This is a genomic window from Blastococcus saxobsidens DD2 (genome assembly GCF_000284015.1).
GTDB lineage: Bacteria > Actinomycetota > Actinomycetes > Mycobacteriales > Geodermatophilaceae > Blastococcus > Blastococcus saxobsidens_A.
The window spans coordinates 4,695,370-4,720,989 of record NC_016943.1 but is presented as its reverse complement, the minus strand read 5'-3'; the positions used below and the strand labels follow the sequence as shown (position 1 = coordinate 4,720,989).

Genomic DNA, 25,620 nt, shown 5'->3' with positions numbered 1-25,620 from the left:
CTGCGGGTCAGACTCGGCCCAGGGGTGTCCCGGTTGGGGCACCCCAGGTTCTATCGGTCGACGCAACGCCTTCTTTGAAGGCGGTCATTGGTGCATGCGCGACGGGATTCCGCTGCTGGTATCCGGTTCCTGGCGGCGGTCAAGGAGGGGCGGGGTCTCAAACCGTCCGCCCGCGCCGCCGGGATCGGCAAGGAGACTGGCTACCGGTGGCTGCGGGAGGCGTTCCTCGCGCTGCGGGACGAGGGCCTCAGCGTCGAGCAGGCCGCGGCCGAGCTGGGCTACTGCTCCCCACTTATGGTCGACTGGGAACGGCAGCGACCGGGCCCCCGCGGGCGGCATCACCTGGCCGTCGACGCCGGGGTCGAGGACGCCTTCTGGCGCCGCTTCGCAGGCGGCGACTCGATCGGCGCGGCAACTCGAGCCGCCGGGGTGGGTCGTTCGACGGGCTATCGGTGGTGGCGCGGCCGCTACGGGCAGCTGCGCAAGCAGGGCCTGACCGCGCGGGCCGCCGCGCTGCGGCTGCGGATACCGACGCCCCTGGCCAGGCAGTGGGAGGACCAACGGCGCCGCGCCGATGAGCACGCCCGCCGGGAGCGGGAGGCTCTTGAGCGGCGTGCGCTTCGCACCTCGGCACGCCATGCCGAGGAACTCACCCGCCGGCGGGCACCGCGCTCGGACGTGCTGGCGCGCGACACGCGCTACTGGGAGCTGATGCGTGCCGGGCTGAGCAACACCGCCGCCTCCACGATCCTGGGCGTGCACAGGAAAACCGGCGCACGCATCCGCGCCCGCCGCCACCAGCAGACCGCCCCGCCGTCCCGGCCCACCGAGCGCTCAAGCCGCTACCTGTCGCTGCGCGAACGGCTGCAGATCGCCGACCTGCTGCGGCTGGACTACTCGATCCGGGTGATCGCCGCCGAGCTGGGCCGCTACCCCTCGACGATCAAACGGGAGCTGGACCGACACCGCGACGAGCACGGCCGCTACCTGCCCCACCACGCCGATCACGTCGCGGCCCAGCAGCGCCGCCGGCCCCGACAGCACAAGCTAATCGCCCACCCGAGGCTGCGCACGCTCGTGCAGCGCAAGCTCAACCGGTGCTGGTCACCCGATGAGATCAGCGGCTGGCTGCGCCGCACCTACCCGACCGACCCGACGATGTGGCTGTGCCCGGAGACGATCTACCGGGCGCTGCTGGTGCCCGGCGGCCAGGGACTGCACAAGCGCTACTGCCGCAAGCTGCGCACCGGCCGGCGGATCCGCAAGTCCCGCTGGCTGACCCGATCCGGGCACGGCGCCGCCGTCCGCGACATGACCATGATCGACCAGCGGCCAGCCGAGGTGGAGACCAAACAGCAGGCCGGGCACTGGGAAGGCGATCTCATCCTCGGCGTGGGGTGCGCCTCAGCGATGATGACCCTGCGCGAACGCACCACCCAGTACGGCATCGTGATCAACCTGCCGGTCGATCACACCGCCGAGACGGTCAACGCCGCCGCCACCGCCGCGTTCGCGCCCCTGCCCGCGCACATGAAACGCACCCTGACCTGGGACCAGGGCGTGGAGATGGCCCGACACCGCGAGCTGGCCCGAGCCACCGGCGTGGCGATCTACTTCGCCGAGCGCTGCAGCCCCTGGCAGCGCGGCGCGAACGAGAACTACAACGGCCTCCTGCGCCAGTACTTCCCCAAAGGCACCGACCTGTCCGTGCACACCGACGCCCACGTCGCCGCGGTCATGCACGAACTGAACACCCGCCCCCGCAAAGGCCTGAACTACGACACCCCAGCCGCCCGCTTCCGCGCCGAAATGCGAAGCCCTTCCCTCCCACCGTCACACGGCTAGGCTCTGCAACGAAGATCAACACGGGCTCGCGTTGCGTCGACCGCTGGAATTCACCGCACCTGTGCGGGACCGGCCACCGGGCGGGTCTTGCGTGGACAGCCGTCACCCGATGCCTTCGGTGACGTGGCGCCGTCATCACCGGACCCGAGGTTCCCCAACCGGGACAACTACCGGCTACGCATGCTCCTGATCGGCGGCGGGCACACCAGCCCCCACCTCAAGTAAGAAGAGTCAGTACAGGTAGCGGTCGATGTCGGAGCCGTGCGTCCACAGGTGGTTCATGCGGTCGGCGGTGCCCTGTGCGTCAGGCTGACGTGAGACACCTCGGGTAGTTCTTTCTCCCTCCGCACAGGGCGAGACAGGTTGATCACGATGACGATGACGACGGCAGACCTTTCCGCTGCGCCAGTGACCGACGATGGACAGGTGAGTCCTCGAGCCGAGCGTCCCCGGCGGCGTTCCTTCACCGCCGAGTACAAGCTGCAGATCCTGGCCGAGTACGACGCCACCGAGCCCGGCCAGCGGGGCGCGCTGCTGCGCCGGGAAGGCCTGTACTCCTCGCACCTGGTCGAGTGGCGCCGCGCCCGCGACGCCGGCGCCCTGGCCGGGCTGGAGAGCCGCCCGCGGCCGGCCAAGCGAACGCCGGAGCAGGTCGAGCTCGAGCGGCTGCGGGCCCGCGCGGAGCGGGCCGAGGCCGAGCTGGCCAAGACCAAGGCCGCCCTGGACGTTGTGGGAAAAGCACACGCGCTCTTGGAACTGCTCTCCGAGAGCGCGGACACCGACAAGCCGTCGAAGAAGTGATCGCCCCAGCGGTGGCCGAGCTGGCCGCGCACACCTCGACCACGCAGGCGTGTGCGCTGCTGGGCTGGTCACGCGCAACGCACTACCGCGCCCAGATTCCACCGGCGCCCCGGCAGGACAAGCCGCCGCGGTCGGCACCGCCGAACGCGCTCACCGACGCCGAGCGGGAGCAGGTGCTGGCCACGCTCAACAGCGCCCGGTTCGCCGACAAGTCCGTGGCCCAGTGCTGGGCGACGCTGCTGGACGAGGGCAGCTACCTGTGCTCGATGTCGACCATGCACCGGCTGCTGCGCACGGCCGGGCAGTCCCGGGAGCGGCGCCGGCAGGCCACCCATCCGCCGCGGGCCAAGCCCGAGCTGCTGGCCACCGCGCCAGGGCAGGTGTGGAGCTGGGACATCACCAAGCTGCGCGGACCGCAGCGCGGCGTCTACTACGACCTCTACGTCGTGCTCGACATCTTCTCCCGCTACGTCGTGGGCTGGACCGTCGCCGCCCGCGAGGACGCCGACATCGCCAAGGCCCTGATCGCCGACGCGGTCGCCGTGCACGGCGCTCCGGGCAGCGTGCACGCCGACCGCGGCACCTCAATGACCTCCAAGCCGGTCGCCCAGCTGCTGGTCGACCTCGGCGTGGCCCGCTCCCACTCCCGGCCGCACGTCTCCAACGACAACCCGTTCAGCGAGTCGGCGTTCAAGACGCTGAAGTACGCCCCGGTCTTCCCCGACCGGTTCGGCTGCCTGGCCGACGCCCGCGCGTTCTGCGAGGCGTTCTTCGCCTACTACAACCACGACCACCGCCACTCCGGGCTCGGGCTGCACACCCCGGCCTCGGTGCACCACGGCACCGCCGGTGAGGTCCGCGCCCAGCGGGCCGCGACCCTGGCAGCGGCCTACGCGGCCAACCCCACCCGCTTCGGCCACCGGCGCCCCACCCCGCCACCGCTGCCGACCGCCGCCTGGATCAACCAGCCCAGCAGGGAGGCCCTCATCCAGAACAACTAACGCGATCTTGTCTCAACCGGCTTGACAGGTTCCGGTGCGGGCGTGGGCGGCCTCCTCGGCGTCGCTGAGCACGCAGTCGGTGGCAGGCGGGGTCCCCTGCAGCCGGGCGCTGAGTAGTCGGGTGTCGTCGGTGGGGGAGAGGTCGAGCAGATCGGCCAGCCGTGCGAGGAGCGAGACCAGGTCTGTGCGGTCGGCCCGGCGGTAAGTGTCGGCGAGCTGCTCGGCGTGGGCGTCGACCAGCTCGGCGATGTCGGAGTCCAGCCGGGGGTGGCCGAGGGCGGCGGCGGTTGCGGAGAGAAGGTCGATGTCGGCGGCGGGCAGGATGAGCGCGGTCATCGGCGCGTGCTCGTAGCGGCCGTCCGGGGCGAGCAGCCGGCCGCACCCGGGTCCCCGGGACTGGCTGGGCGCCAGGGCGGTGAGCAGGCGCTGCACGGCGGCGAGCGCTATCCGGCCGGCCAGCGGCGGCGGCACCCTCAGCGGCTCCGGGGTGGTGTCCGGATCACGCCGGTCGTCGTCGTCTTCCCAGGTGCCCAGGCGCAGCAGGATCTCTTCCAGGGCGCGCAGCGGCGCCAGCGGCTCCCCATCGAGGTCGACGACAAGCACGGTCCGCTGCCCCGGCGGGGTTCCCCCGCTCGGTCCGGGCTGGCCGGTCGCCTGCTCAGCCACGGGCGGACCATCGCTCGGTGGCCGACCGGCCGGTCAGGCCGGTGGCTCGGCCGATGTCGGCCCACGAGGCTCCGGCTGCGACTGCGGCACGTACAGCCTCGTCCAGCGCGCGGGCGGCGGCGGCCTGCCGGGCGGCGGCCGCCTCGACGTCTTCGAGGGCTTGCCATCCGGCGATGTGCCGGCGCCACTCGCGCATGACCCGCGTCTCGTCGGCGGCCTCCAGATCGGCCCACGGGCCGGCTACGGCTAGCCGCCGCGCCGCCGGGTCGGCCAGCTCCCATGCGGTGACGCGGGCCCAAGGAGTGCCGCGCCAGCCGCAGGTGCAGCCGGCGACCCAGCCGACCACCTCCGCGTCCGGGCGCCACTCCTCGGCCTGCTCCACTACCTCACGGCGAACCTGGCCGCTGGTGTGGGCATGCACGATCCCGTCGCCGCGGATCAGCGTGCCGTCCTGCCAGACGCCCTCGGCGGTGGAGCCGTCGCGGTAGGTCAGCCGCACCCGGTCGCCGTTGCACGGCCTGTCGTCGGGTTGGCGGGCGACCAGCACACCGCGGGCGCTGCTGGTGCCGGCGCCTTGCGCGCCGTCGGCGAACAGCGGCACCACCCAGCCCTCGTGCTCCTGGTCGTCCACGACCGGGCCCATCCATCCCATCGCTGCTCCTCTCGGTGCGTGTGAGCAGCGTCGCCGTTGCGGCGCTGCCGCTGGCTTGTCCCGGTCGGTTCTGTGGACGGCCGTCGTTGTCCACACACGGGGGGTGGCCACAGGGCCTCACCGTGTGCCGGAAGTCGGAAGGGGCCCGCGCCCGGTCGAGCCGCTCTCCGGAGGCGCGGGGCTATCGGCGCGTGGACTGGTCTGCTTGTGCGTCGATCCAGGAGCGCAGGTCGGCGCGGCGGTAGAGGACGCGCCGGCCGAGGCGGAAGCTGTTCGGGCCGGTGCCGAGGTGTCGCCAGTACCGGAGGGTGGCGACGGGTGCGCGGAGCACGTCCGCAGCTTCGGTGATGGTGAGCAGCTCGGGCTCGTGTTCGGCGGTGGGGTCGGGCATGGCTGGCTCCCGGGGGTCATCGGTGGTGGGCGGTGCCTTCACCACAGAAGGCGCTATTTCGGGCCCGGTGGTGACACTTCACAGTCAGCCTTGTCTGACGATCTCCGGTTGTTCTCCTGTAGCGGCCGCCGCTGGCGTCATCTGCCAGCGGCGGAGAGCCTTCGTCTGCCGACGCTGGGAGGCGGCGCCGGGACAGCGGGCGGCAGCCCCCGTACTGCGGCTGGGGTCGGCCCGGTCCCGATAGGCAGTCGCCCGGGACGGCCGTCAGTTCCCCTCCGGCCGATGCCCGGGTTGTCCGCCGCGACGCTGTCCCCAACCGCCCTGCGCCGCCCGCGCTTGTGAAGCACGTTCTCCGGTAGGCCGGCGACAGCCGGCCCGACCAGCCCCGCTACGGACAGGAGGACTACAGGAGGTCCGCTGCTGACCTGGGGGCCTCCAGTCAGCCGTTGCAGGCCGTGAGCATCGGAACGCTCCTGCGCTATCGGTTCCTGTGGACAACGGATGCTGTCCACAACATCCGGACGGACACCCTCGGGCGGGCGCCGGCCTGGCCATCCTCGACTCATGGCGCTGGACACCGCACCCGGGGCACGGCGAGACCGCGGAGCCCGTGACTGGTCCGCCAGGGGCCTCCGCGATGTGTCGGGTCACCGAAACTCCCCGGCCGGTGGGGACGCCGTCGACGTCGTCGTGCCGCAAACGCTGGGCCGGGCCAGGGGCACCCTTCGGGCCACGCTGCGCGTGGCGCCGGCTGCGCCGTCGTCAAGGTCCGCCTGCGGCGGGCTGTGCATGCTGATCCCCCGACCCGTCCGGCAGCTCAGCGTAGGGGCCTCCCGCGCCGTCTCCTCCCGACCGGACCAAGATCCTTCCGCCCTTCGGGCGCTCCGCTGCGGAAGCAGTCTTGGTCCGGTCGTCCCCCGCCGTCGCTCCCGGCCCCTGAGCAGAGCTCTGTGCCGGACGGGCCGGGGGAATGGGTGGCAGAACACCCGTTCCGCAGTTCCTCCCGTACCGGTTTCGGCTCCAGCTCCGGGAGGGTCCAGATGACCACCACCATCAGCAGCACACGCAGCAGCGCGGCCAACGGCACGGGCAGCAGGGGGAGCCGGAGTCGGCGGTCGAAGCTGAGTCCGGCGCAGCGGGAGGCAGCCGACGCCGCCCGGGCGGCGAGGATCGCCGCCCTGCATGACCAGATCGGCGAGCAGGTCGAGGCGCTCACCGCCGATCCGCAGTGGCGGGCGATGCTCGATGCCGCCGCGAAGTTCCACACCTACAGCCTGGGCAACCAGCTGTTGATCGGGCTGCAGGCCGCCCGGCTGGGCATCAGCCCGACCCGGGTCGCCGGGTTCGGCACCTGGAAGGCGCTGGGCCGCAGCGTGCTCAAGGGGTCCACCGGGCTCGCGGTCCTGGCCCCCTGCACCTACACGCCCAAGAAGGCAAGCGCCGACCTGGCCGCACCCGCCCCGGGGGCGGCGGGGGAGCCTTCCGGTGGGGACGCCGACCGGCCGGCCGGGGCGCGGGTGCTGCGCGGGTTCCGCGTCGCGCACGTCTTCGACATCTCCCAGACCGAGGGCGACCCGCTGCCCGACATCGTCCCCGAGCTGCTGACCGGTGACGCCCCCGCCGCCCTGTGGGACGCGCTGGCCTCCCAGATCGCCGGCCACGGCTACACGCTCACCCGCGAGGACTGCGGGCAGGCCAACGGCCTCTCCGACCCGGCCGCCCGTACGGTCAGGGTGCGTCCGGATGTCGCCGACGCGCAGGCGGTGAAGACCCTCGCCCACGACCTATTGACCGCACCAAGCCGGGTCGGTGAGCGTGCGCGGCCGGTTCGCGCGCAGCGGACTCGCCGTCGCGGGTTCGGTTGCGATCATCCGGGCTGGTTGGCTGCTGCGCTCTCTCCACCGATGTGGGGAGGAGCCGCTGTGGCGAGGGCCGGGGAGTGTGATCCGTCACGGGACGTGACGGGGTTGACGGTGGCCGCGGTTGGCGGGATCCGGGTGAGCGACGAGCTGCCCGGGGTGGCGGTGCTCGACGCTGCGGGGGTGCCGGTGCCGGCGATCGCGGACTACCTGTGCTCATTGCTGGCCAGCGGCGCTGCCACCGGCAGCGTGCGGTCCTACGCGCTCGCGCTGCTGCGCTGGTGGCGGTTTCTGGCGGCCGTGGAGCTGGGCTGGCAGCGGGCGAGTCGGGTCGAGGCCCGCGACTTCGTGCTGTGGATGCGGCTGGCCGCGACGACTGCCGGCGGCGCGACGCGCGCCGGCCGGGTGGGAGAGCGGGTCGGGTACGCGCCGGCGACGATCAACCACAACCTGGCGGTGCTGCGCGGCTTCTACGCCGACCGGATGGCGGCCGGGGACGGTCCGGTGGTCAACCCGGTGCCGGAGGCGGTCGGCCGCGGCGGGCAGCGGGTGGGTGCGCACGCCAATCCGATGGCGCCGCCGGAGCGGCACCGCCGCGCGCCGCTGCGGCAGAAGACGCCGGCCCGGCTGCCGCGCAGCCTGCCAGATCACTTGTTCGACACGTTGTTCGCGGCGATGCGCAGTGACCGGGACCGGGCGCTGCTGGCCCTCTACGTCAGCACCGGCGCCCGGGCCAGCGAGCTGCTCGGGGTGAGCGTGGACCGGGTCGACGTGGGCGCTCAGCGGATCGGGGTGCATCGCAAGGGCAGCGGTCGGCTGCAGTGGCTGCCCGGGTCGGCGGACGCGTTCGTGTGGCTACGGCTCTATCAGCAGCGGCAGGACCGGCCGGCCGGGCAGCAGGCGTTGTGGCTGACCCGCCGGGCACCGCACCGGCCGCTGACCTATTCGGCGATGCGGCGGGTGCTGCAGCGGGCCAACGAGGAGCTGGGCACCGGCTGGACGCTGCACGATCTGCGGCACACCGCGGCCTTCCGGATGGCCGAGGATCCGCGGCTGACGCTGACCGACGTGCAGTGGGTGCTCGGGCACGCGCAGCTGGCCACCACGCAGATCTACCTGCGTCCACGCGAGGACGCGGTGGTCGCCCGGGTGCTCGAGCACCACCGGGCGCGCGGTGACCGGCCGGCACGGCAGCCGGCAGCGCCGCCGTCGGGCGGCTACCGCCCGGACTCGCTGCGCGAGCTGCTCGGGCAGGCCCGCGATGCGCGCTGAGACCACCGGCCGCCAGTCCGGTCAGGAGCTCGTAGAGCAGGGCGTCGATTCCGGGGCGGACCGTTACGTCGATGCGGTGCCGGCGCCGCGCGGACGTGGCCCGCGCACCGCCCGCCGGCCGTCCGAGCAGCACGACTTCCGCACGCCGACGCTGCCGACCCCGATCCTGGCGCGGCCGAGCGTGTGGCCGGAGACCGCCCGCAGCCGCAGCGAGGTCCTCGCCGCGCTGGACGAGCTGGGCGGTGGGGTGCCGGTCAAAGAGCGGCGCCGCCGTCGCGCCGCGGTCGGACTGCTGCTGGACTGGCTGCAGACCTTTCCCGGCGGGTCCTGGCAGCAGCGCTGGCAGGCCTGCGGCGCGGACGCCGCCGGCTCCGACTGGGCCGACCTGGTGGACGTCGACGGGCTGCAGACCGGCCCTGACCGCCGCGCACAGCTCACCGGGGCGGTCGGCCGGCTGATCGTGCTCGGCGCGCTGCGGCCGAGCTACGCCTGGCTGTATGCGCTGCGCTCGGCCAGCGTGCTGGAGCGGTTCCGCGCCCGCCACGACCCGGACGGGTTCGCCGCGCTGGACGCCCTGTTCACCGAGGACGACACGCGGTTGACCCCGGCGGATCGGCGGCTGGCCTTCTGTCAGCTGACCCGCATCCTCATCCACAACGGCGGCCGGCTCGCTGACGTCACCCTTGCCGACTGCGTGGAGGCCTACCGGGCGCAGGCCGGATACAGCCAGCGCCAGCACAGCTACTGGTACGTGCTGTTGCTGCGGGCCGGCATCCTGCCGCCGGGCAGCCCACCGAGCATCTGGGCGGCCAGCCGACGCGGGCAGCTGACCGTGGAGGAGCTGGTCGACGGCTACGACGTGGAGTGCCGTCCGGTCCGCGACCTGCTGGTGGACTACCTGCACGAGCGGCAGGCCGGCATGGACTACGCCTCGCTGCGCCAGCTGGCGACCAAGCTGGTGCTGCTGTTCTGGCGCGACCTGGAACTCCACGAACCGGGCATCGACTCGTTCCAGCTGTCCCAGCAGATGGTGCGGGGTTGGAAGAGCCGGCTGGGCGAGATCCGCTATGGCAACCACCGGATCGGGGAACGCCGCGAGGACCCGCACGCGATCCTGATGGCGGTGCGGGCGTTCTACGCCGACCTGACCCACTGGGCGCTGGAGGAACCGCTCCGTTGGGGGCGGTGGGTCGCTCCCAACCCGGTCAGCGCCAACGACCTGCGCGGAATGGGCAAGCAGCGCACCCGCACCACCGCCCGCATGCACCAGCGCACCCGCACCCAGGCCTCGGGGCTGCCCGCGCTGGTCGACGCCGCCGAGACCGGTCGGCGGACTGCGGCGGCGCTGCTACAGGCCGCCTCCGCCGTCGCTCCCGGCGAGACCTTCGACCTCGACGGAGTGCAGCGGCGGCGCTCGGCGGTCGCGACCGGCCAGCGCGCCGCCAGCACCCGGCGACCTGGCGTCGTCTACGTCGACGACCCCGACGGCGGCCCGCGGTGCAACCTCACCCTCGCCGAGGACAACGCGTTCTGGACCTGGGCCATCGTCGAGGTGCTCCGGCACACCGGGATGCGCATCGAGGAGATGCTCGAGCTCACCCACCGGGCCTTCGTCGCCTACACCGTGCCCGACACCGGCGAGGTGGTGCCGCTGCTGCAGATCGTGCCATCGAAGACCGACCGGGAACGGCTGCTCGTGGTCAGCCCCGAGCTGGCCGACGTGCTCGCCGCCGTGATCGCCCGAGTGCGCGCCGGCCACCAGCAGATCCCGCTGGTCTCCCGCTACGACCACATGGAACGCGTGCACAGCTCCGCGCTGCCGTTCCTGTTCCAACGCTGGTGGGGCGCCTCGGCGCACTGCCTGACCCACCACTACGTGCGGGTGCTGCTCGACCGGCTGGTCACCGCCGCCGGGCTGACCGCTCCCGACGGCACGCCCATGCGGTTCTCCCCGCACGACTTCCGGCGGCTCTTCGCCACCGAAGCCGTCGCCGCCGGCCTGCCGATCCACATCGCGGCGAAGATCCTCGGCCACCAGACGCTGGCCACCACCCAGATCTACGTCGCCGTCTATGACTCCGACGTCGTCGAGCACTACCGCGGCTTCCTCGCCCGGCGCAGGGCGGTGCGACCCAGCGAGGAGTACCGCGAGCCGACCGACGCCGAATGGGACGAGTTCCTCGGCCACTTCCAACGGCGCAAGGTCGAGCTCGGCGTCTGCGGGCGCGCCTACGGCACCCCCTGCCAGCACGAGCACGCCTGCATCCGCTGCCCCATGCTGCGGCCCGACCCCGCGCAGCAGCACCGGCTGGAAGAGATCAGAGCCAACCTCCACGCCCGGCTGGCCGAGGCCAAGGATCAGGACTGGCTCGGCGAGGTCGACGGCCTGGAGACCAGCCTCGCCGCGGCCGAACAGAAGCTCGCCCAGATGCGCCGCAGCCGAACGACCACCGACCTCGGCCTCCCCGCCATTCCAGCCACCCCAGCGGCCATCACACCGCCATGAGTACGGAGACGACGATGAGAAACGGTCCCTAGCGAGAGGGCCGCGAGCGACGGCTGCTCCGCGGCGGCTTCGGGTAGCCGCGACCGATCTTCCAGGTCCCGTCATCGCGATAGATCAGGCCGAGGTACTGGCCAACCCTTCGGAGCCAAGACGCCACGTCAACACGTTAGTGCGCCCTGCGCTGCACCGGTCCGGCCGGTCACCGCGATCGTCTGCACACAACGATCTTGGTGCGGAAAAGAGCTCGCGCACATCGAGTGCGGGCACACCGCCGAGGGCTACGACTACACCGGCTGCCGCGGGCGGGCGGAGGCCGAAGCCGAGTCGGTCGCCTACATCGTCACCGCTTGGGCCGGGCTGGACTCCGGCGCCTACACCGTCCCCTACGTCGCCGCCTGGTCGGCCGGGGACACCGAGGTCGTCCGCGCCGCCGCGGCCACGGTGACCGGCGCCGCCCGCCGCATCGTCGACCACCTCGAAGGCGCCGAGAGCAGCGAGAACGCCGCGGGGGGCGGAGAAGCCGCCCCACATGCCGGATCGACCGGGCCGACCGCCGGCGCCCGCGTCCTCGCCACCACCTGAGCGGAGAGAGCGCGATATGACTACTACCAGCATCCCGGCCGACAGCACCCCCAGCGAGAGCACCTCCACCGAGAGCACCGCCACCCCGCAGAGCATCGAAGGAGAACCCGCCATGACCACGACAGTTGGTGCTCGGAAACACCGGCCGCGAGAGCACCCACGACGAGCGCTCCGCAACCGAAACGCCGCGCCCAGGACGCCGCCGCTGCCGACCTCAGCATCGACGCCCCCGGCCAGTGGTGGACCACCCGAGACAAGCCCGCGCCGACGCTGACCAGCGGCGAACAGGTGCCCGACGCCCGGCACGCGGTAGCGCTGCTGGCCCACATCGCCGGGGCCATCGAGTCCGGGCTGCACCGCCAGTCCCGGCGCCGGCGATGCCCGCTGGCTGCGGTTCCTGGCCTCCTGCGGCTACACACTCGCCGACATCGAACGGCAGATCATCGACGACGCCGAGCAACCCACCGCCGATCCCGCACCCGACCCGACCTGACCGGCGTCCGGCCGTCCCCGCACCCCTGCGGGGGCGGCCACGCCCCGGGGGGCGGTTCGGGGTGGCCGGCCGGCGGCGGGGGCGCGCGAGGCCTCGCCGCTGGCGCGTCGAGGCCAACCGTCAGCGAGCTGCCGGCGGGCCTGCCGGCCCGACGCGCTCACCAGCCCCTCGACCGCCACCCGACACCCGTCACCGGCCGCGCCTGTCAGACCCCACCGGCACACTCAGCCCCGACCCACGCCGGCCGGGAGAGGGAGAACTTAGTGATCTTCAAACCTAGAGCCGCCGATCTCGACCCGGTCGACGTGGAGAACGCCCTGCTGCGCGCCGCCCTGGGCGACTACTCCGACGAGGCCGCGGTCCTGCTGCTGATCACCTCCGGCCACTGGCTGCCCCAGCTGCAGCACAGAGGGCTGATCACCGTCGACGGAGACGTGGAAGGGGAGGGGCTGTGGGCCCACATCGCCTGGCCCGACCTCGACGGGGCCCTGCGGATCGGCACCATCACCGGCGGGAGCAGTGACCATCAGGTCCTGCGGGCGGCCGCCAGCATCGCCGACGGTCACCCGGTCGACCTCGGTGACCTCGCCGCCGGCCTTGACCGCCACGCTCTGACCCTTGTCCTCGCCGCGATCGCCCACGCCGCCGGCAGCCACGAACCCCGCAGCATCACCCACGCCCCTGACGGAGTCCCGCACCCGGGTGACCGGGTGTCCCCGCTGGTCGCCTGGCCGACGCCTGGCACGGGGTAGATCGAGGCCGACGGATGCCGGGGGTGGCTCCTACCCGATGAGTGAGGCGGCGGTTGCCGACGAGCGACTGGCCGTCAGTCCCTCGGTCGAGACCAGTGCGCCACCATGACCTCGGCGGCGCACTGCAGCGTCATGCCGGCGACCTCGCTTTCAGGGACCCCGGCCATGTGGATGAGCTGGTAGACCAGATCGGCCGGCAGGGCGTTGGTGGGCGGCTCGCCGGCACTCGTTCCGCGGTCGGGCCGGATTTTGTTCGAGACGCAGGCCCAGAACTGGGGCTCGGTGACCTGCAGTTGGTCGGTCAGGATCGTTTTCCAGAGCCGGGGGCCGTAGGTCGCGTTGTTCGGCGGCCGCGAGATGCGGGTCCTCAGGATGCGCCCGTCGGGCAGCGATAGTTCGTAGGTGAGGTGGTGGCTGACTGTCCCGCCGCGTGCGTTGCGGACCTCTGTCCAGCCCTCCAGTTGGCAGAAGCGGTTGTGGTCGCGGCGGCTGCCGGGCGCGTTCACGTGCGGGCGAGTGCGCCGGCTGTGTCGGTCACGGCATCGGTGCGTCCGACGAGCCACTCGCGCAGCTGTTCGTCGTCGGAGAGCTCGACGAGCTCCACCAGGCTGTGATGCTGGCCGTGGTTAGGTGCGCTGTGCAGCCGGTCGTTCCAGTCGTCGGCGTAGTCGCGCAACGCGTCGATGAGGTCGCCGATCGCGTCGTCGAAGCTGTCGGCGTCGCCGTGCACAGGAACGCCGGGGATGAATGCGGCCCAGCCGCCGCCCTCGGAAACCACGACCGCCTGCGAGGGTAGTAGTCGGCGAAGCTGCTCGCGCAACGCGTCGGCGGACACGACCACGAACCGCTCCTTGTCGCGGGTCACGGTGGTGACCACGCCCTTGCGGGCGGCGTCCAGCACGCCGCGGAAGTTGTTCCGCGCCGATGTGAAAGTGTCGAAGTGGCGCACGGTCGCCATTGCGGTCCTCCTCCGGTCATCCGCGCCGAGGGCGCAAGCCATCATCCCGATCGTGGTGTGTCGTGCCGATCGTGGCCTGTCGTGTTGCGTCGCGCCTGTCATGGTCCATAAGTACGTCAAGTACGTCAAGTACGTCTTCACTCCCGCAGCTGAGCACACCGCCGGTCGGAATGCGCCGCGTTGCACTGGGCGGTGGATTCCCCTGGAGGCCAGGCGCTCGAGGCCGCGCCCGGGTAGCACCAACTGGCGGCGGAGCATCCTCGGAGCAGGCGGAGTGCCCTCGGAGCGCACGCCTGAGACCGAACGGTGCAAATCGGCACACGGAGAGGCCGGGGCGTGATCCGCAACCGGCAACCAGGTGTCGGCGTTGCCCCCTGGTCCACTCGGTGCGCGTATCGTCGACGTCGATCGAGGTCTCCTCGAGTGAGCCTTCCCACGCGGCTCACCGTCCCCGGTGAACGACGGTGAGCGGCGCTCGTTGAGGCTGCGGAATTGAAGCAGTCATGGTCCGGCCAGCGGATGACTCCGGCATCACAGGCAGCGCCGATGCACGAGTCGATCAGAGCGCGCTGCAGGAACTGATCCTGAGCACCCAGGGCATGACCGAGTTCCTCGACGAGCTGGTGCAACTGGCAGCGGCCGGCCACGGGCCGTGTGCGATCACCGTGCGCCTGGACGACAAGTCGCGGACCGTGGCCAGCAGCGACGCACTGGCCGCACGGGTTGATGAGATCCAGTACGCCCAGGGCGAAGGTCCCTGCTTGGAAGCCATGAGGACCGGCACCGTGGTCTACGCGCCGGACCTGGCCGGCGACGACCGGTGGGGCAACTACCGCAGCTACGCCCTGGCCCAAGGGGTGCGGTCGGTGCTGTCCAACCCGCTGGGCGTGGAGGGCCAGCACTTTGGGGCGTTGAACATGTACTCGACCGAGGCGAACGGCTTCGACGACGCGGCCCGTGAGCAGGCCGAGCGCTGGGCGCAGCAGGCTTCCGGTGCCGTTGGGGTTGCCCTGCGCCTGGCCGAGCGCACCCGCCACGGTCAGCAGCTGGCAGAGGCGTTGGACTCTCGTTCGATCATCGACCAGGCCATCGGCATCCTCATGGCCCAGCAGCGTTGCTCCTCTGGGGTGGCCTTCGAGATTCTGCGCAGCGCCTCGCAGGGCCGCAATGTCAAGCTCCGGACGATCGCCGCCGACATCGTGCGCGCTGTCGGCGGCGAACCCGCCGACGACAACACCCGCGGCTGATCGGGGGGCGATCCCATCCGCAGCGCGTTGCGGGGCGTTGCGTCGTATCTGTCCGGCGCCGTACGTTGGTGTCCAGCGGTTAGGCCTCAGCCGCGATCAGAACCGCCCGCCGGCCAGGCGCGCCAGATCGGTACCGGATCGTCTCCTGTACCGGATCGACGCACGATCTGTCGGCCGGGCGCTGATCGAGAGGCCTCTCACCCGTGGACCGCACCCAGACCCGAGACAGCGGCGACACTTCCGGCGTCCGACAGTTCGTGGCCGATGATCTGCTCGGCGTCGAGGTCGCACCCTCCAACGGAGGCGCCATGGTGACCGTGTCGCCCACCGGAGAGGTCGACTTTCTCACCGCGGCAGTGCTCCGTTCGGCCCTGCTGAGCTGCCTGCAACCACCATGCACACACGTGATCGTGGACCTGGACGAAGTCACGTTCCTGAATTGCGCCGGCCTCACCGTCCTGGCCGAAGCCCGCCACCTCGCCGAGGCCGACGGGATCCGCCTCACCCTGCGCGGTGGTCAGCTGGCCGTCCGCCGACCACTGCAGCTCACCGGTCTCTGGGCCCGGCTGACCGCCTCTCCCGGGTGACGAACAGGCGCCGACGCCCGCGCCGTGCTTCCCTGGAGGGCGCCAGTTCCTTTTTCTAGGCGCTACACAAGGCCACGTGGCCAGTTGCCGACGGCGCGAGAAGCGGGGGGTGGGATGGGCGTAACAGGTTGGCCTTCGGCTCGCCCTCCCGCTGGCTTCGACAAGGTGTGGCACCAGGAACCCACGCGGTTGGCTGACCTTCCGGGTGTCCGGAGCCGTATCCGCACGTTCATGGCGGCGACCAGCGGGCCCGTCTCCCTATCCGCGGACTGGATCGAGCTGTTCGTCCTGGTGATCGACGAGATCACCTCCAACGCCCTCCGCCACGGCGCCACCCCCATACACCTTTGCCTCGGCACCGACAGGACCAGCTGGCTGGTCACCGTCACCGACCGTGCCCCCGGTGCACCCCCGGTCCCCGCGGTCGGCCGCGCCCCCGGCGCCGGTGGCTACGGGCTCTACATGATCGCCGACCTCACCAGCGACCACGGCTGGCACAGCCAGGATCATCACAAGACCGTCTGGGCGCTCCTCAGTGTCAGCAGGGACGAGAATCGGACCACCGCCCGATAGCACCCGTCGATGAGGCGGGCGTCGAGATTGCGGATTACTGGCGGCTGTCGGACGCTAGCTAGCTAGGTCCAGTGCTGAATCTCGAGATCCTGGCAGGCGGAGGTGATGGCGTCGGCGTGGTCGGCCCGCCGGGGGCATAGGATTACGCGGGATCCGGTCAAAGTGGGTGACACGAATCCATCCTCTGCAACGCCAAGGCGGGGGAACCGACACGGGTTCGGCTTCCGCCGTCGCCCTACGCAATCACAAACTCGGGGAGGGGGGCGCTGACTCCGGCCCCGAGCGCCTCGGGCGTCGCCGTAGCGAGATCCCTCACCGGGATCCTCGTGCCGAACGACCTCGGCAAGTCCACCACCCTGTGAGCGCAGACGCGCGTGGCTCGTCAGTTGGCGGCGTCGTATGCCTGGACGATTGCGCTGGGAACGCGTCCACGCTCGGAGACTTGGAGTCCGTTCTGCCACGCCCATGCGCGGATCGCGGCGGTGTCCTCGCGGTTGCGGTGCCGACGTGGGGTGACTTGTCTTGCGCGCCCCACCTTTCGGCCGGCGGCGACGTACCGCTTGAACACCTCCCTCAGGGCGTCGGCATTGTCCTTGTTCAGGTCGATCTCGTAAGAAGTACCATCGAGCGCGAAGCTGATCGTCTGCCCCTGTCCGTCGGGCAGGAGTTCGCCGGTCAAGTCATCCATAAATTATAATTCGTAACTCTTGAGCCATGTCGCCGTCCTCAGGTCAGTTGCTTTGCGCGTGCATTGTATGGATGAGGCCGCAGCGCAGGCGCGCCTGCCTCTAGCGAGTCGTGTCGCCAACTTGTCAGCCGCCTCAGCTCGGCCTTGCGGCTGCATATGCCGCCTGGCGTCGCATTGCCGCACCCGTCGCCGAAGTGAAGCGGCTGACGACCGCGAAGACCATCAGTTCCAAGAAGGGGTGGACCGTGACTGTAGAGCCACAGACGTGGGAGGTCCCAGTGACCGGTCAGCGTACGAGCGTCGGACTGGATGTTCACGCCCGTTCGTTCGTCGGGTGCGGACCGGACGTGCAGAGATCGTCGCGTCGCGGTTGACGCCCGCTCATGAGCAGGTGATCGGCTGGCTGCGGTCGTTCCCGGAGCCGATCAGGGTGACCGGGGTCGGGCCGGCCGCCTCCACTCCGTGGTCTGGGCCGTCCGTTCCGCGGACACCGCTCGCCCTTGACTACGGCGTCGCCTGTTCGGCCGGGACTTCGGCGATGAGGCTGATCGCTCCCAGGTGGTGGCGGTAGCGGCGGAACAGTGCCCGCATCTCGAGCACCCGTCGACGTGCCACCGAATCGCTCGCGACCCGGATGAGGATGCGGGCCAGTCCGCGCACGCCCTCGTCGCGCAGCAGGCGGGAGGGTTCGAGCAGGCGCATCGGTGCCCGCGCCTCGTGCACGACGGTCAGGCCGGCGGACTCGAGCAGCGCTCGCCATTCGGGAACGGTGAGCGGGCGGGCGCCGATGCGGATCGTCTGCGACAGCTCGGTCCGGATCCGGGCGACGGTGTCGGCGTCGATGTCGTCGGGCACCAGGCTGAGTTCGTGGATGCCGTACCGCCCACCGGGGCGCAGCACCCGGGCCGCCTCCTGCACGATCCGGGTCTTGGCCGGGTCAGGTTGCATGGTCAGCATCGCCTCGCCGAACACCACCGTCGCACTGTCGTCGTCGAGTCCGGTGTCCTCGGCGTCACCAACCCGACAGTCGATGTCGGGGCCGGTGGAAAGCCGGCGCACGTGATCGGCGGCCGCCCGGTCGCGCTCGACACCCGTGTACGCGGCGGGATGACGAGCAAGTACCAGCCGGGTGGTTGTGCCGAGCCCGGGTGCGAGTTCGACGACGCGGTCCCGCGGGCCGATGGCCAGCGCGTCGAGCATCTGGGCGGTCAGCTCGCGCCCGCCCGGGCGGAGTACCCGCTTGCCCAGCCGGGCGAGCAGCCAGTGCCCCGGCATCCGGGCGGGGTCGAGGTCGGCTCCGGGAATCGGCAGAGAATCGGGCATGGTGGCCTCTCAGGGGTGCTCGTCGGGGGTGCAAGGAATGCGGCGTCCGGGCGGGTCCGGGTACCGCGCGGCGAGACCGGTGGTGGGGCCGTCTTCGGAGGCGCCCGGCCGTGGGAAGGGCAGCACGACGGCCTCACGGCCAAGCGGCGCGCGGCAGGCAGTGGCGTAGGCGCAGGCCTCGACGCTGATCTCGCCGTGATCCCCGAGGCGCACGGCAGCGGCTTCCACCCGATAGGCCACCCGACCGCTTCCGTCCCGGTCGGGCAACCGCCGGGTGACGCCGTAAAGGCTGACCCGCGCACAGCCCTGCGGCGCAACCTGCAGGACCGCGAAGGGCCGGGCCAACAGCTGCTGGGCAGCTGGCGAGTCGGGCCGAAGCAGAACGACAGCGCTGCCGTCATCGCCGGCGCTGACCGTCACCGTCGTCAGACGCGGAGCAGCTGACAGTCCGTCGGGATAGGTGAGCAGCGCGGCCACACGGGCGCGCGCCAGCGAAATACGCGCGAGAACAGCCGGATCAACGGAACCCATGGTGCTTCCCGGCCGGCCGGCCCAGCAGGAGGAGCAGAGCAGAGATCACAACACCGACGCCGACGGCCACCGGCACCGCTACCGGGGCGGCCGCCCCGGCCAGGAACGGTAGGCAACACACGCCAGCAAGCACCGCCGCCACCGCGGCGCGAGCTGGAGGCAGTCCTCGCACGATGCCCTCACAGACGCCGGCCATCATCGGATTAGGGAAGGCTAACCTCCGAACCCACCCTGGGGAAGAGCGCGGGCTGGTCGGCGAGACCGCCCACCGCGGCACCCCCGCGCCGATCCAGGTCGGCCGCCGCTGGGTCGTCGAGCGCGCCAACTCCTGGCTCAACGACTTCGGCAGACTGAAGAAGTTGGCTGTGGGCTGTCACCAAGGGTCGTGAAACGGCGCCTTTAGAAGTGCGCGACGTGACCTTCCCGCCAACCTGGAGACAGCCATGACCGAGCACACCGCCGAGCAGCCCGACCTGTTTACCATCAGCGAGGCCGCCGAAGTGCTACGCGCTCCCGTCGCCACCCTTCGGTACTGGCGTCACCTCGGCACCGGGCCGCACAGCTTCCGCCTCGGCCGCCGCGTCCTCGGCCGCCGCGACGACCTCCACGCATGGGTCCAGGCCCGTCGTGGGCAGGCTGGCTGAATGTAGCCACGCCGCGCGCCGCCGCGTCCGCGGAAGGCCAACGCCGTCGGCGAGATCGTGCGATGCGCCTCCTGCTCTGTCGACATCAGGCTGACGGTCGAACGAAACCGGAGGCTACCTCGTCGCTCAGCGCGTCGAAGGGCCCGGCCGGGATCAAGTTCCATGTTGGGACTTGATCCCGGCCGGGCCCTTGCATCCGTCAGGTGGGGTCGGGGTCGGCTGGGCCCTGGCGGGAGCCAGTGCCAGCTGTCAACTCGCTGGCGTACGGCTCACGTCGCCGACCGGCATGGGCCTCGCTCTGCAGCCGTTCCCTGAGATGGGGGTAGTGCGCCTCGAAAGCCGGGCGCTCGGACCGGATCTGCGGGATCTCGACGAAGTTGTGTCGCGGCGGGGGTGAGGATGTGGCCCACTCCAGGGAGTTCCCGGCACCCCACGGGTCGTCGCGCAGCGCGAGCTGGCCGTGCTTCCAGGACTTCGCCACGTTGAACAAGAACGGGATCATCGAGGCGCCTAGCACGAACGAGAAGATCGTCGACGCCACGTTCAGGGTGGTGAAGCCGTCGGTGGGCAGGTAGTCGGCGTAGCGCCGCGGCATGCCCTTGTTGCCTAGCCAGTGCTGCACCAGGAAGGTGCCGTGGAAGCCGATGAATGTCATCCAGAACTGCAGCTTGCCCAGTCGCTCGTCCAACATCCGGCCGCGGATCTTGGGGAACCAGAAGAAGATGCCGGCGAAGACGGAGAAGACCACGGTGCCGAAGACGACGTAGTGGAAGTGGGCGACGACGAAGTAGGTGTCATGGACGTGCCAGTCCAGTGGTGGGCTGGCCAGCAGGACCCCGGTGAGCCCGCCGAGCAGGAAGGTGACCATGAAGCCGATCGACCAGAGCATCGGCGTCTCGAAGGTCAGCTGGCCGCGCCACATGGTGCCGATCCAATTGAAGAACTTCAGCCCGGTGGGTACCGCGATCAGGTAGGAGAGGAAGCTGAAGAAGGGCAGTAGCACCGCGCCGGTGGCGAACATGTGGTGCGCCCACACGCCCAGTGAGAGGAAGCCGATGGCCAAGGTCGCGCCGATCATGCCCTTGTAGCCGAACAGCGGCTTACGGGCGAATACGGGGACGATCTCGGTGACGATGCCAAAGAACGGCAGCGCGATGATGTAGACCTCGGGGTGCCCGAAGTACCAGAACAGGTGCTGCCATAGCATCGGACCGCCCATCTCCTCGGAGTAGATGAGGGAGCCGAGGTTGCGGTCGGCGAGCAAGGCGAAGAGCGCGGCGGTCAGGATCGGGAAGACCAGCAGGACGAGCAGGCTGGTGATCAGCGTGTTCCAGGTGAAGATCGGCATCCGGAACATCGTCATGCCGGGTGCGCGGAGGCAGACGATCGTGGTGATGAAGTTGACCGCACCGAGAATCGTGCCCAGGCCACTGACAGCCAGGCCGCCGATCCAGAGATTCCCGCCGGCGCCCGGGGAGTGCACGCCGGTCGAGAGCGGGGTGTAGGCCGTCCAACCGAAATCCGCCGCCCCTCCGGGAGTCAGAAAACCAGAGAGCACGATCAGGCTGCCGAACAGGAACAGCCAGTAGGAGAGGGCGTTCAGCCGCGGGAAGGCGACGTCGGGAGCGCCGATCTGCAGCGGCATGATGAGGTTCGCGAACGCGAAGAACATCGGCGTCGCGAACAGCAGCAGCATGACCGTGCCGTGCATCGTGAACAGCTGGTTGTACTGCTCCGGCGATAGGAACTGCAGCCCCGGCCGGCTCAGCTCGCCACGGATCAGCATGGCCATCAGACCACCGACCATGAAGAACGCCATCGACGTAGCCAGGTACATCAGGCCGATGGTCTTGTGATCGGTGGTCCGCAGCAGGTTCGACAGCCGCGAGCCCTTATTCGGCTCGTGCGCCGGGCTTGGCCGACTCACGATCGGCCGCGGCGCGATGGCCGTCATGCCAGCGGACCTTCGGCTAGCTCTGTCGGAGCAGTAGGCGCCCAACGGCCACGGGCTCTGTTGGGTTCGGCTGTCACGTTGGCTCCTCGGACGTGGGTGCGGGGACTACCTCGGAACACCGAGAGGTCCGATGCGAACCGCAGGACGTGCACGACCGGTCGTCCCGCGCCGTCCACACTCCGCGACAGGGCCGACGCTAGCCCTACCCGTTTTTACTAGCAAGGATAGTGAGAACGAAAGAGGAGGGTCGAGCTGCAGGGGCCTGGCGCCTCGCCGTCCGGACGAACAAGAGGGCATCCTCGTCGTCATCCGGGCGTCCCCCAATACTCGTGTAGCCCGCCGCTTACCACGATCTGCGGCCTGTTGGCCGGCCGTGTCACCGATGGGAAGCGTCGGGCTCCGGCGCCAGATGGGCCACGCACAGGGACGGCTCGACGAACGGTCGCAGCCGGTGGGTGGTCACCGGCGCCCGCATCTCGGCCAGCGCGCCCTGCATAAGGCCCAGGTGGATGGAGCAGATCACCTCGCGGTGTGCCGTGGCGATCTCCAGGAAGGGGCAGTGGGGCACCAGAACCTGCCGCTGGTCGTCCGGTGCCAGCTCGGGAGCGAAGCCGACCTCCTCCAGGAGGCCGAGCAGACGGATCACCGCCTCTTCTTCGGTGATGCGCTGGAACGGCACCGATCGCTCGGTGAGGTAGTGCCCCCACGCACGTCCCGCCTCGACCGAGGCCTGGACCGGATCGGCCGCCGTCCCGGTGACATAGCTGATCAGGATGTCGGCAAGCAACCGATAGTTGCGCCTATCGGGGGGCGGGTCCGGCCGCGGCACGGCCGCCGTGAAGGTCAGCCGTGGGCGACCGGGTTCGCTGCGCTCCTCGGTCTGACGCTCCGCCAGCCCCTCGCCGACGAGGCGCTCGAGGTGGAAGCGCACGGTATTGGCGTGCAGTCCGCTCTGCTGAGCCAGATCCTGCACCCCGAGACCACCGGGAGTTGCCCGCAGCAGCGCGAGAATATGCTGCCGACTGACGCCCGCGCGGGCAGGTTCCTGCGCGGGCCGGCCATCGGGCGGCACGTCCATCGTCCCAGTTTCACAGATTGCCAGGGTGTGCCGCCGAGGGAAGTGGCCGCAGCCTGAGCCGTCGTGATGGCCTGGAGGTCCGCACGCGATCTACCGACCCCTTCTTCATGACGACTCGGTGCCTCGCCACCTCACTGCGGACGCCGGCGGGTGATCTCGGCCCGCCACCGGTTCGGCCCCTCTTCCAAACAGGTCCAGCCGTAGTCGGCGGCCCATCGATTGGCCACCGACGCCCGGAGAACGGTGAGCGCCCGGCTGGAGGAGACCTCGACGACCTCGCCCTCCGACAACCGGGCCAATCGCTGCATGGCGACCCGTGCGGCGTGCTGCTCGGGCAGGACGTCGAGGTCCAGCACCGGCCCCTGGGTCAGCGGGTACCAGTCCCGTGACCACGTCGGACGCCGCCGCCCCTCGACTCCTTCGAGGGTGACGGCGGCCAACATCCGCTCCTCTCGCACCAGGTGCGCGTCCAGCAGGTTATGCAGGTGCCGCAAGAACGTCGCCAGCTCATCGCTGTCCCGCTCCTCGGGCCCGGCTGCCACCTCCTCGACCAGCCGGTCGGCCGCATCCCGCAATGCGACGTGATCGTCGACGAGCTGCTCGATCTCCGCGTTGCGGAAGCCGCCGGCCGCCAAGGGGAAGAGCAGCCGCTCCTCGTGGACGGTCTGGTCGAGCAGCTCGTAGCGCAGGTAGTCCAGCAGATCCTGCAGCTCCGTCCGCGGCCAGTGCCCGTCACCCAGTGCACCCAGGATGGGGTCCATACGCGCCTTGACCTGCTGCAACACCACCGCGTGCTCGTCGACCAACAGGTGTCCGTCCGGCATGTCTGCCTCCGCGTGGTCTCCAGTCCTACGTTTCTCTCATCGACAGTAGGAAGAACATGCGCGTCTGTCGATGAGGTCTGTGCGCCGACGTCGAACCGTGCTCCCTTACGTCGGCGGTGTGGGAGGGATCCTCATGGTGGACATCGGGACCGGCGCGAAGGCGCTGTAGTGGTTCACCCCTCTCCGTGTCACCCCGCCCGGCGTGGAGCGGAGCTACACCCCCGCGTTTCTCCAAGCAACACTGGTAAAAACTCGTCGTGTGGATCAGAGTGGGTGGGGCAGCGGGCACCCGCCATCGTCGGTGGACGCCCATCATTGTCCTGAGAGGAGAACGCGGTGGCCTACGTGATCGGTGAGCCCTGTATCGACGTACTCGACCGGGCGTGCCTCGACGAATGCCCGGTGGACTCCATCTACGAGGGAGCCCGGGCGCTCTACATCCACCCCGACGAGTGCGTCGATTGCGGCGCCTGTGAGCCGGTCTGCCCGGTCGAGGCCAGCTACTACGAGGACGACCTCCCGAAATCCCTGGTCCCGTTCCTCCAGGACAACGCGCGCTTCTTCGCAGAGCCGCTGCCCGGCCGGGAGGCCCCCCTCGGCTCACCCGGCGGTGCCGCCAAGACCGGCGTGGTCGGGGCCGACACCGAGCTGGTGGCCGGCCACCCTCCGCGCGAGTAGGCGCTCGTGCCCGACGCGGTGACCCTGGCCTTGACCTGGTTGCTGATCCTCGCCGCCGCTGTCTGGGTGGGCGGCCTGGTCGCGATCTTCGTCGTTGCTCGAGTTGCCAGCCGGACGCTGCAACCGGCCGCGCGGGTGTCGTTCTTCCGCGCGCTTGGCCGCGCGTACGGCATCGTCGGCACCGTGGCGTTGGCCATCGCCTACGGCACCGGAGCCGCGCTGCTCGTCGGTCGGCCGTGGGATGCGCTGCTCGTGGCGACCGTCATCGTCGCCGCAGTCCTGGTGGTGACGACAACGGCCGGCGTAGTACAGGCCCGTCGGATGCGCCGTCTGCGGCAGCGTGTGCTGGCCCAGCCCGACGATCCCGTCCTGGCGGCAGGAGTACGCCGGGGCGCCGTGCGCGCCGCCGGGCTACGCGGCCTTCTCGCACTGCTGAGCCTCGCCCTGCTCACCCTCGCCGTGCTGCTCGGTGGCTGACCCAGGACTTCCACTCACGACCGCAGGAGAAGCGATGCCCGATAGCGACATTCTGCTCGATGTCCGCGAGGAGGCCCCAGCCCGACGGCACGAGTTGATCTTCGGGGCCTACGATGACCTGCCGCCTGGGAACGGATTCGTGCTGGTCAACGACCACGATCCCAAGCCCCTGTACTACCAGTGGCGGCGGAGCACCCCGGGCAGTTCGAGTGGAACTATCTGGAGGACGGGCCCGAAGGTCTGGCGGGTGCGCATCGGCCGCACCGCGGCCCCGGTGTCATCGAAGCGCGCGGACGAGCCGCCACGCTGATGAGTAGCTGAAAATGGCCCGGAGGCCCAGCGTGACGCCGACACGGTCCTGTGCCGCTGCTCTGCGACGTCGGGCATGACGACGAAAAAGACCAGAGAATGCGCGCTCCGTCCGACATCTCGACATTCACTGGCATGGGCCGACGCGCGATGGCGAGCGGCGGTACCATTCCTCCTCCTGGGATTCGCCGCCATCATCGCCGGTGGTCTCGTTGCCGCCGTCACGGGTCCTACCGGCTTCACCGACGGTTCGTGGGTAGCGGCCTACTTGGTCTTGGTCGCCGGGGTGGCCCAGCTCGGCTTGGGCGTCGGGCAAGCTCTGCTCGCCGCCGTCCTACCTTCCGGTCGGCTCCGTGGTCTGCAGTTCGCCATGTACAACGGCGCCAACGCCGGTGTTCTCATCGGCACCCTGACCGATGTGGTGCCAGTGGTCATGGTCGGCGGCGGGCTGTTGCTGGGCGCCTGCGCGTTGTTCCTCAGCGCGGTCCGCCACACCCGTGCGCGTCCGTGGCAGCTGCGTGTCTACCAGTCTCTTCTCGCCATACTCGCGGTCAGCGTTCCGGTCGGGTTGACCCTGTCGGCTCTAGGTAGTGGCTGAGCCTCGATTCTCCGGCCCAGTCCAATGCTCTCGCGGGCATATGTCTGAGCTCACCGGGCCGGCCGCTGACCTCGCGTACGCGTCATGCTCGCCCAGCGCGCCGGGGGGCTAATCATGGCAAGCCGGTCACCTCAGATATCGGCACCGCGCAGTCCCTGCCTGACCGGCCTAGAGTGCTAGCAACCGCATCAGTACCGCGGACAACACGAGTCGAATGGGGACCGAGACTGCTCCATAGGAGGAACCCGTACCGGGCGCCGCGGACGTCGCCCATCGGCTCGGCGGGTGACCACCGCAAGGGATCCCTCTACGCGCACTTCTCGCGGCAGGG

Annotated in this window: 24 protein-coding genes and 2 pseudogenes; 15 read left to right on the top strand and 11 right to left on the bottom strand. The window is 70.6% G+C overall.

Annotation, left to right across the window (positions count from 1 at the left end; all coding sequences use genetic code 11):
- Positions 1-90 precede the first annotated feature (90 nt).
- Together BLASA_RS22400 and BLASA_RS22390 are read left to right on the top strand one after the other, a co-directional pair.
- Positions 91-1,845, top strand: coding sequence for an IS30 family transposase (locus BLASA_RS22400; protein WP_014378562.1), 1,755 nt, complete (start codon positions 91-93; stop codon positions 1,843-1,845).
- Between the two features lie 378 nt (positions 1,846-2,223).
- Positions 2,224-3,647: pseudogene (locus BLASA_RS22390) on the top strand (IS3 family transposase).
- A gap of 12 nt (positions 3,648-3,659) precedes the next feature.
- On the opposite strand, the gene BLASA_RS22385 reads toward BLASA_RS22390, so the two are convergent.
- The 3 genes from BLASA_RS22385 to BLASA_RS22375 all read right to left on the bottom strand — a co-directional run bounded on the left by BLASA_RS22385 (position 3,660) and on the right by BLASA_RS22375 (position 5,356).
- Positions 3,660-4,313, bottom strand: coding sequence for a hypothetical protein (locus BLASA_RS22385; protein WP_014378561.1), 654 nt, complete (start codon positions 4,311-4,313; stop codon positions 3,660-3,662).
- Positions 4,306-4,965, bottom strand: a complete 660-nt coding sequence (locus BLASA_RS22380) for a hypothetical protein (RefSeq protein WP_014378560.1) — start codon at positions 4,963-4,965, stop codon at positions 4,306-4,308. The genes BLASA_RS22385 and BLASA_RS22380 overlap by 8 nt, the downstream gene beginning before the upstream one ends.
- Positions 4,966-5,146: 181 nt before the next feature.
- The gene (locus tag BLASA_RS22375) at positions 5,147-5,356 is read right to left on the bottom strand and encodes a helix-turn-helix transcriptional regulator (protein ID WP_014378559.1); all 210 of its coding nucleotides are present in this window, start codon (positions 5,354-5,356) and stop codon (positions 5,147-5,149) included.
- Positions 5,357-6,396: 1,040 nt separating this feature from the next.
- Between BLASA_RS22375 and BLASA_RS23760 the strand changes: the two genes are divergently transcribed.
- The 4 genes from BLASA_RS23760 to BLASA_RS22360 all read left to right on the top strand — a co-directional run bounded on the left by BLASA_RS23760 (position 6,397) and on the right by BLASA_RS22360 (position 12,820).
- A complete protein-coding gene (locus tag BLASA_RS23760; protein ID WP_014378557.1) occupies positions 6,397-8,487 on the top strand; it encodes a tyrosine-type recombinase/integrase in 2,091 nt (696 codons plus the stop codon).
- Positions 8,477-10,993: a tyrosine-type recombinase/integrase gene (locus BLASA_RS22365; RefSeq protein WP_014377664.1), complete on the top strand. Its 2,517-nt coding sequence runs from the start codon at positions 8,477-8,479 to the stop codon at positions 10,991-10,993. Before BLASA_RS23760 ends, BLASA_RS22365 begins: the two co-directional genes overlap by 11 nt.
- Positions 10,994-11,434: 441 nt before the next feature.
- The gene (locus BLASA_RS25325; RefSeq protein WP_166486631.1) at positions 11,435-11,575 is read left to right on the top strand and encodes a hypothetical protein; all 141 of its coding nucleotides are present in this window, start codon (positions 11,435-11,437) and stop codon (positions 11,573-11,575) included.
- Positions 11,576-12,331: 756 nt separating this feature from the next.
- The gene (locus tag BLASA_RS22360) at positions 12,332-12,820 is read left to right on the top strand and encodes a hypothetical protein (protein ID WP_014378556.1); all 489 of its coding nucleotides are present in this window, start codon (positions 12,332-12,334) and stop codon (positions 12,818-12,820) included.
- A gap of 74 nt (positions 12,821-12,894) precedes the next feature.
- Here BLASA_RS22360 and BLASA_RS22355 read toward each other — a convergent pair whose 3' ends face one another.
- Together BLASA_RS22355 and BLASA_RS22350 are read right to left on the bottom strand one after the other, a co-directional pair.
- Positions 12,895-13,326: a hypothetical protein gene (locus BLASA_RS22355; protein WP_014378555.1), complete on the bottom strand. Its 432-nt coding sequence runs from the start codon at positions 13,324-13,326 to the stop codon at positions 12,895-12,897.
- A complete protein-coding gene (locus BLASA_RS22350; protein WP_014378554.1) occupies positions 13,323-13,778 on the bottom strand; it encodes a prevent-host-death protein in 456 nt (151 codons plus the stop codon). The genes BLASA_RS22355 and BLASA_RS22350 overlap by 4 nt, the downstream gene beginning before the upstream one ends.
- A 503-nt stretch (positions 13,779-14,281) precedes the next feature.
- Between BLASA_RS22350 and BLASA_RS22345 the strand changes: the two genes are divergently transcribed.
- From BLASA_RS22345 to BLASA_RS22335, 3 genes are all read left to right on the top strand, one after another.
- Positions 14,282-15,025: a GAF and ANTAR domain-containing protein gene (locus BLASA_RS22345; RefSeq protein WP_014378552.1), complete on the top strand. Its 744-nt coding sequence runs from the start codon at positions 14,282-14,284 to the stop codon at positions 15,023-15,025.
- Positions 15,026-15,228: 203 nt separating this feature from the next.
- Positions 15,229-15,612 carry an STAS domain-containing protein gene (locus tag BLASA_RS22340; protein WP_014378551.1) on the top strand — a complete coding sequence of 128 codons (384 nt, stop codon included), beginning with the start codon at positions 15,229-15,231 and terminating at the stop codon, positions 15,610-15,612.
- Positions 15,613-15,726: 114 nt separating this feature from the next.
- Positions 15,727-16,185 carry an ATP-binding protein gene (locus BLASA_RS22335; RefSeq protein ID WP_014378550.1) on the top strand — a complete coding sequence of 153 codons (459 nt, stop codon included), beginning with the start codon at positions 15,727-15,729 and terminating at the stop codon, positions 16,183-16,185.
- A gap of 382 nt (positions 16,186-16,567) precedes the next feature.
- Here the strand turns inward: BLASA_RS22335 and BLASA_RS22330 are convergent, their stop codons facing one another.
- The 3 genes from BLASA_RS22330 to BLASA_RS22320 form a co-directional block, all read right to left on the bottom strand.
- Positions 16,568-16,873, bottom strand: a complete 306-nt coding sequence (locus tag BLASA_RS22330) for a histone-like nucleoid-structuring protein Lsr2 (RefSeq protein ID WP_014378549.1) — start codon at positions 16,871-16,873, stop codon at positions 16,568-16,570.
- A 504-nt stretch (positions 16,874-17,377) separates the two neighbouring features.
- Complete coding sequence (locus BLASA_RS22325) at positions 17,378-18,196, bottom strand: class I SAM-dependent methyltransferase (protein WP_014378547.1); 819 nt, start codon at positions 18,194-18,196, stop codon at positions 17,378-17,380.
- A 9-nt stretch (positions 18,197-18,205) separates the two neighbouring features.
- A complete protein-coding gene (locus BLASA_RS22320) occupies positions 18,206-18,727 on the bottom strand; it encodes a hypothetical protein (protein ID WP_166486630.1) in 522 nt (173 codons plus the stop codon).
- A 263-nt stretch (positions 18,728-18,990) separates the two neighbouring features.
- On the opposite strand from BLASA_RS22320, the pseudogene BLASA_RS26125 reads away from it, so the two are divergent.
- Positions 18,991-19,086: pseudogene (locus BLASA_RS26125) on the top strand (IS5/IS1182 family transposase); the annotation flags it as partial.
- Positions 19,087-19,170: 84 nt separating this feature from the next.
- Entirely contained in the window at positions 19,171-19,371 is a 201-nt protein-coding gene (locus tag BLASA_RS22315; RefSeq protein WP_014378544.1) for a helix-turn-helix domain-containing protein, read from the top strand.
- Between the two features lie 199 nt (positions 19,372-19,570).
- On the opposite strand, the gene ctaD is transcribed toward BLASA_RS22315, so the two are convergent.
- The 3 genes from ctaD to BLASA_RS22300 all read right to left on the bottom strand — a co-directional run bounded on the left by ctaD (position 19,571) and on the right by BLASA_RS22300 (position 23,227).
- The gene (gene ctaD / locus BLASA_RS22310; protein WP_014378543.1) at positions 19,571-21,325 is read right to left on the bottom strand and encodes a cytochrome c oxidase subunit I; all 1,755 of its coding nucleotides are present in this window, start codon (positions 21,323-21,325) and stop codon (positions 19,571-19,573) included.
- A gap of 376 nt (positions 21,326-21,701) precedes the next feature.
- A complete protein-coding gene (locus tag BLASA_RS22305; protein WP_014378542.1) occupies positions 21,702-22,403 on the bottom strand; it encodes a helix-turn-helix transcriptional regulator in 702 nt (233 codons plus the stop codon).
- Between the two features lie 131 nt (positions 22,404-22,534).
- Entirely contained in the window at positions 22,535-23,227 is a 693-nt protein-coding gene (locus BLASA_RS22300) for a hemerythrin domain-containing protein (RefSeq protein ID WP_014378541.1), read from the bottom strand.
- A 336-nt stretch (positions 23,228-23,563) separates the two neighbouring features.
- On the opposite strand from BLASA_RS22300, the gene fdxA reads away from it, so the two are divergent.
- From fdxA to BLASA_RS22280, 4 genes are all read left to right on the top strand, one after another.
- Entirely contained in the window at positions 23,564-23,905 is a 342-nt protein-coding gene (gene fdxA, locus BLASA_RS22295) for a ferredoxin (RefSeq protein ID WP_014378540.1), read from the top strand.
- Positions 23,906-23,911: 6 nt separating this feature from the next.
- Positions 23,912-24,382, top strand: coding sequence for a hypothetical protein (locus tag BLASA_RS22290; RefSeq protein ID WP_014378539.1), 471 nt, complete (start codon positions 23,912-23,914; stop codon positions 24,380-24,382).
- 34 nt (positions 24,383-24,416) lie between these two features.
- Positions 24,417-24,692, top strand: a complete 276-nt coding sequence (locus BLASA_RS22285; protein ID WP_197536245.1) for a DUF2249 domain-containing protein — start codon at positions 24,417-24,419, stop codon at positions 24,690-24,692.
- Positions 24,693-24,767: 75 nt separating this feature from the next.
- Positions 24,768-25,289: a hypothetical protein gene (locus BLASA_RS22280; protein WP_014378537.1), complete on the top strand. Its 522-nt coding sequence runs from the start codon at positions 24,768-24,770 to the stop codon at positions 25,287-25,289.
- Positions 25,290-25,620: the final 331 nt, after the last annotated feature.

Bases quoted from the DNA above. Each gene is read 5' to 3' on its own strand.
- BLASA_RS22380 (WP_014378560.1), bottom strand. From the start codon at position 4,965: ATGGGATGGATGGGCCCGGTCGTGGACGACCAGGAGCACGAGGGCTGG.
- BLASA_RS22375 (WP_014378559.1), bottom strand. From the start codon at position 5,356: ATGCCCGACCCCACCGCCGAACACGAGCCCGAGCTGCTCACCATCACC.
- BLASA_RS23760 (WP_014378557.1), top strand. From the start codon at position 6,397: ATGACCACCACCATCAGCAGCACACGCAGCAGCGCGGCCAACGGCACG.
- BLASA_RS22365 (WP_014377664.1), top strand. From the start codon at position 8,477: ATGCGCGCTGAGACCACCGGCCGCCAGTCCGGTCAGGAGCTCGTAGAG.
- BLASA_RS22350 (WP_014378554.1), bottom strand. From the start codon at position 13,778: ATGGCGACCGTGCGCCACTTCGACACTTTCACATCGGCGCGGAACAAC.
- BLASA_RS22345 (WP_014378552.1), top strand. From the start codon at position 14,282: ATGGTCCGGCCAGCGGATGACTCCGGCATCACAGGCAGCGCCGATGCA.
- BLASA_RS22335 (WP_014378550.1), top strand. From the start codon at position 15,727: ATGGGCGTAACAGGTTGGCCTTCGGCTCGCCCTCCCGCTGGCTTCGAC.
- BLASA_RS22330 (WP_014378549.1), bottom strand. From the start codon at position 16,873: ATGGATGACTTGACCGGCGAACTCCTGCCCGACGGACAGGGGCAGACG.
- BLASA_RS22325 (WP_014378547.1), bottom strand. From the start codon at position 18,196: ATGCCCGATTCTCTGCCGATTCCCGGAGCCGACCTCGACCCCGCCCGG.
- BLASA_RS22320 (WP_166486630.1), bottom strand. From the start codon at position 18,727: ATGGGTTCCGTTGATCCGGCTGTTCTCGCGCGTATTTCGCTGGCGCGC.
- BLASA_RS22315 (WP_014378544.1), top strand. From the start codon at position 19,171: ATGACCGAGCACACCGCCGAGCAGCCCGACCTGTTTACCATCAGCGAG.
- ctaD (WP_014378543.1), bottom strand. From the start codon at position 21,325: ATGACGGCCATCGCGCCGCGGCCGATCGTGAGTCGGCCAAGCCCGGCG.
- BLASA_RS22305 (WP_014378542.1), bottom strand. From the start codon at position 22,403: ATGGACGTGCCGCCCGATGGCCGGCCCGCGCAGGAACCTGCCCGCGCG.
- BLASA_RS22300 (WP_014378541.1), bottom strand. From the start codon at position 23,227: ATGCCGGACGGACACCTGTTGGTCGACGAGCACGCGGTGGTGTTGCAG.
- BLASA_RS22285 (WP_197536245.1), top strand. From the start codon at position 24,417: ATGCCCGATAGCGACATTCTGCTCGATGTCCGCGAGGAGGCCCCAGCC.
- BLASA_RS22280 (WP_014378537.1), top strand. From the start codon at position 24,768: ATGACGACGAAAAAGACCAGAGAATGCGCGCTCCGTCCGACATCTCGA.